Annotated in this window: 6 protein-coding genes; 4 read left to right on the top strand and 2 right to left on the bottom strand. The window is 33.0% G+C overall.

What is annotated here, in order from left to right; translation table 11 throughout:
- The first annotated feature begins 34 nt into the window (after positions 1 to 34).
- The 3 genes from KO502_RS12700 to KO502_RS12710 are packed head-to-tail and all read left to right on the top strand — an operon-like array spanning position 35 to position 3,125.
- Complete coding sequence (locus KO502_RS12700; protein ID WP_216022935.1) at positions 35 to 1,555, top strand: hypothetical protein; 1,521 nt, start codon at positions 35 to 37, stop codon at positions 1,553 to 1,555.
- Positions 1,555 to 1,875: a DUF5455 family protein gene (locus KO502_RS12705; protein ID WP_216022936.1), complete on the top strand. Its 321-nt coding sequence runs from the start codon at positions 1,555 to 1,557 to the stop codon at positions 1,873 to 1,875. Before KO502_RS12700 ends, KO502_RS12705 begins: the two co-directional genes overlap by 1 nt.
- The gene (locus KO502_RS12710) at positions 1,875 to 3,125 is read left to right on the top strand and encodes a zonular occludens toxin domain-containing protein (protein ID WP_216022937.1); all 1,251 of its coding nucleotides are present in this window, start codon (positions 1,875 to 1,877) and stop codon (positions 3,123 to 3,125) included. Before KO502_RS12705 ends, KO502_RS12710 begins: the two co-directional genes overlap by 1 nt.
- 182 nt (positions 3,126 to 3,307) lie before the next feature.
- Here the strand turns inward: KO502_RS12710 and KO502_RS12715 are convergent, their stop codons facing one another.
- Positions 3,308 to 3,559: a hypothetical protein gene (locus KO502_RS12715; RefSeq protein ID WP_216022938.1), complete on the bottom strand. Its 252-nt coding sequence runs from the start codon at positions 3,557 to 3,559 to the stop codon at positions 3,308 to 3,310.
- Positions 3,549 to 3,848, bottom strand: a complete 300-nt coding sequence (locus tag KO502_RS12720) for a hypothetical protein (protein ID WP_216022939.1) — start codon at positions 3,846 to 3,848, stop codon at positions 3,549 to 3,551. The genes KO502_RS12715 and KO502_RS12720 overlap by 11 nt, the downstream gene beginning before the upstream one ends.
- Positions 3,849 to 4,163: 315 nt before the next feature.
- Here KO502_RS12720 and KO502_RS12725 point away from each other — a divergent pair, with 315 nt between their 5' ends.
- Positions 4,164 to 4,364, top strand: a complete 201-nt coding sequence (locus KO502_RS12725) for a hypothetical protein (protein ID WP_216022940.1) — start codon at positions 4,164 to 4,166, stop codon at positions 4,362 to 4,364.
- The last annotated feature ends 21 nt before the right edge of the window (positions 4,365 to 4,385 follow it).

Raw genomic sequence — 4,385 nt, forward strand, 5'->3', positions numbered from 1 at the left:
ACGGAGTTTTTTTTAAAACTTTAACAGGTGACACATGCTTAAATTTTTACTTTTAACACTTTTACTTTTGCCATTTTTTTCTTATTCTTCTGACGTTAAGACGTACACTCAACTTAAACCTCTTGGCTCTAAACCTGCTTTTGCTCCTTATCCTTTCCATGTTGATACAACATCAAAATTTGGTGGTGCTGTTACTAACAATGGTCGTTTTGCTATCGCTACTTTTAAAACTTATTCACCCGCGACTTTAGCAAAGCAGCTTTTAAGAAAAAATCCTTGGGCCGTTCTTGGTTTAACTGCTTTGGCTTTCTTTCAAGATGAAGATGAAGTTTTTTACAAGCCCGCTTCAATAGATGGATCTATACCTGACGATTTACAAGAGAATCAACAACTAACTAATGTCTATCAATGTCATGGTGTTAACAACTCTGAAACTGTAGCTACTTCAATCGGTCTTTGTGCTTCTTGGGCTGCTAAAGAGTGGGAAAAAACACAGCCTAGTGAATATATTAGAAATGTTTCAAGCGCTGTTAAAAATGATACTACTTTAGTTGCAAATCATGACTGGTGTACAAACTATGCTGCTCATTCAGGTACTTGTGTTGTCTGGTCAAATGATAGACAAACTAACACTGGTTCAGCTTCTCCTTTGCCACCTGTTTACTCTTGCCCTCCTGATTCTTCACCTAGTCACGCTGTTCCTTATCAAGGTAATTGTGTTCAACAAGAAGTTTTTGATACTTATCATCCATCTAAAGCTACACTACCCGAAATGGCAACAGCTTTATCTGATTCTATGACTAGCGACCCTTATGCTGATTGGGATTGGAAACCTTTCATGGAACGAGAAAATGATGAGTTTATAAGCTCTGATTCTGTCGATTCAGTAAACGAACCTTTAGTTTCAGATCAATTTAATGAATATTTAAAATCCGTTGCTAGTGGAAACTATCAAACAACAAACCCCGATTTACCCAATTATGTACCGTCTGAATTTGTTAAACCCACTCAAGCAGCAATAAAAGCAACTGAAGAAGGTCAGCCACTTGTTGACCCCACAACTGATGATATAGTCAATCCAGATATTACGAATACAACACCCGTCACTCCTGATACAACACCTAGTAATATAACTATTAATTTCCCAGAAGATGATACGATTTCTCAAACTGAATACGAACAAAGCGTTAATAAGTTTTTTGATGATTTCGGAAGTGCTGCCGAATCAACACAAGCCAATACTGACTCAATGCTAGAAACCGCAAGAGGTGATGATTCAGATTTTATTGATTCATTAGAAGGTGATATTACTAATGCAGACTTTCCCGAACTTCCGTTCATTAAAGATTTATGGCCTAACGTCAATACGGGTCAATGCATTCCATTTACTTTAAATGTTTCATTGCGTGGTCAACCTAAAAACATAGTGTTCGATAAGCATTGCCCCCCATACAATACATATGTAAATCCTATGCTTACTTACTTTTTATATATCATCACAGCTTTATACACTTTACATTTGGCAGGCAGAACATTCACAAGGACGGTATCATAATGGGCGTTATAGTTACTTTTTTTACAACAATAATCAGCGGCATTACTGGTTTAATTGGTGTTTTCTTAGCACGTAAAGCGGCTTTTTCAGTTGCTTACATTGCTGTATACATTGCTTTAACGGTTGTTTTTATTGCTGCTATCAATTCAGGCTTAAGTGGCATCACTGCATCACTGCCAACTAATTCATTATTACTTTCTGGTTTCTCAATGATTCCTAGTAATGCTGGTCAATGTATTGGTGTTGTTTCTTCTGCTCATGCTGCTAGTTATATATTCATAATGAAAAACAAATTATTAAACCTAAAGGTTAAAGCATAATGGCTACATTTTTCGAGGGTCGCAGGGGTTCTGGTAAATCTAAATATGCTGTTGAGTTCATACAAAATAGATTAAAAGCAGGGCATTCAGTTGCAACTAATTTAGATATATTTCTCGATAAACTTATTCCTGATAATCCTAAAGCACATTATGTAAGATTGCCCGATTTCCCACGTTCAATCGATTTATTGTGTCTGGGTAAAGCTTATCCTGAATTAGATCATGATAAACCCGAAACTTACGACGAGAAAAAAAACGGGGGTGTAATACTTGATGAATTACTTACTTCGTTTAACTCACGAAACTGGAATGACCCCGACAGACTTGCTGTAGTTAATTGGATTGTTCAATCACGTAAGGACGGTTGGGACTTAAAACTTATTGGCCAGTCAATAGATGCAGTTGATAAACAAATCAAAGAAACCGTAATCGATGAGCTTTATTCTTTCCGTTCGTCACTTAATTTGTTTCCTGGTATCTTTTGGAAAACTTTTGTAAAACCTTGGTTCGATAAACTTTGTCCTAAGTTTCACATAGTAAAAATGTATGATGGACGTAGAATTGATAAAAATCTTCGTACTGGCTCAGGTCATTTCAGGCGCAATGATTTACATGATTGTTATAAAACATCACAACAATTTAAAAAAGATGTTCAAATTGTCATAGACCCAAACACAAAAAAAGCTAAAGAAATTGATTTACGGGCATCATATTCAGTATTGCACCCTCATTATTTTGGCGTACCATCAGAATACAAAAAAGCACAACAAGAGCAGGGCGCAACAGTTAAACCAGAAGTAACAAAATCAACGATTAAAAAAGACTTTCCAGTATTACAATTAGTAATGCTTTGTTTTGCTGTGGTCGGTTATTTCTTTGTTTCGAGTTGGTCTGATTCTAAAATTAACTTAGAAAAAGAAAACATTGTTAAATCTGAAACTGTTAATAAAGATAATCAAGTTACTGTGTCCGAGTATATAAATGTTAAAACCTCTGATTTAGGGCAGATTTTTATCAATGGTCTTGAATTCGTAACGGATGGACGATTTACTTATTTTTTCAATGATGAAGAGGGCAATGTAATACACCCTCAAAATGTTGGTTATAAAGTGCTTTTTAAGTCTGAATGTCATGCAAAATTAACACGAGATAATGAAGTATATAATGTCTATTGCAACCCTAAAGGCTTTAATTGGAGTGACGAGCCTCCTGTCAAAGAAGCTCGTTATCAGGAAGAAACCACAACATAAAAATTTACTAATTTTAAAAATAAATCCATGCTCTTGCTAATATACAACAAAATATTATTAAGCACATTGCGCACCCTGTAACCATCATTATTAAATCACCTTCTTTTAACGCTTTATCTATAAATAATAAATTAAAAGAAAATAATATTAACACTACAATATAAAACATAATTAAACCTCATTTATTTAAACTTTAAACATTCTTTTATATCATAATCTGCAACTTCTTTAGCTTCTATACTTTCAGCTATAACACCTAATCTATAAAGATAATCATTGCTTTCTTTTGATATCTCTAAAAATCTTCTGTGTAATTCTTTATATGACATAACTGCTAACATACAAGCTTTAGAAGCCGTTCCCACATCAAAATGTTCTTTTAGTTCTTCTATTTTAAAATCTTGTTCTTCTTGAGTTGTAAATTTAACTAGCATTATTAACACCTCTCAATTTTAATGTTTCACCGTCACTTTGTAACAACCAGATCGGCCTTTCTAAAAAATCACTTATTTCTAATGCTTCACTTAATCCATTTAAAACAATTAAATTAGGTGCTTTTGTGTTTTGATGAAACATAATTACAAATCTATCTACAGCTTCAACAACATTTAATTGATTTATATTTACCTTAAATACAATCCTACCTGATGCAAACTCAACGGTTTCATTTTTTACATTAAACGAAATCATCAAGTCTTCATCTTTTGTTAAATATTCTTTCATTTTCTAGTACCTATTTTAACTATAAAGGATTTGTTTCCCTTATTTCTAGTACTAATTCTAACACAAACACATACAAAGTAAAGTAAACTAGTACTATTATTTTGATTTATTTCAAATTAAATGCTTTTTTAGTACTGTTTTTTATGCGAAGCATGGAGCGGAGCGGTAACATAAAACGTAGTTTTATTAGAAATGTTTCAATATATACTTTTGGAGAATCGCGTTCTCCAGTAGTACAAAAAACATAAAACTTAATTCGCGTTCCTGCTAAACTTGTCTTTTCTTTTAACGATCAAATGAAACTTGAGTGTAATTGTGAGCAATACAGACCAAAGAAAAAGAATAAAAATAGATATAAAGGAAACCATTTTAAAAATAGAAGGTTTTTTAAAAATTAAGGATTTTAAACAAGCTAGCTTTTCAGCTAATAAACTTAATTTTCTTATTACTGACTTAGAGATAATAGATAAAAAAATAGTTAGCGATAACATGAAAGTTATTAGACGTACATATTAACTCACTATGTCCGATACTCTT

Origin of the sequence: Colwellia sp. E2M01, assembly GCF_018860585.1 — a bacterium.
Classification (GTDB): Bacteria; Pseudomonadota; Gammaproteobacteria; order Enterobacterales; family Alteromonadaceae; genus Colwellia.

Bases quoted from the DNA above. Each gene is read 5' to 3' on its own strand.
- KO502_RS12720 (WP_216022939.1), bottom strand. From the start codon at position 3,848: ATGAAAGAATATTTAACAAAAGATGAAGACTTGATGATTTCGTTTAAT.
- KO502_RS12700 (WP_216022935.1), top strand. From the start codon at position 35: ATGCTTAAATTTTTACTTTTAACACTTTTACTTTTGCCATTTTTTTCT.
- KO502_RS12710 (WP_216022937.1), top strand. From the start codon at position 1,875: ATGGCTACATTTTTCGAGGGTCGCAGGGGTTCTGGTAAATCTAAATAT.
- KO502_RS12715 (WP_216022938.1), bottom strand. From the start codon at position 3,559: ATGCTAGTTAAATTTACAACTCAAGAAGAACAAGATTTTAAAATAGAA.
- KO502_RS12705 (WP_216022936.1), top strand. From the start codon at position 1,555: ATGGGCGTTATAGTTACTTTTTTTACAACAATAATCAGCGGCATTACT.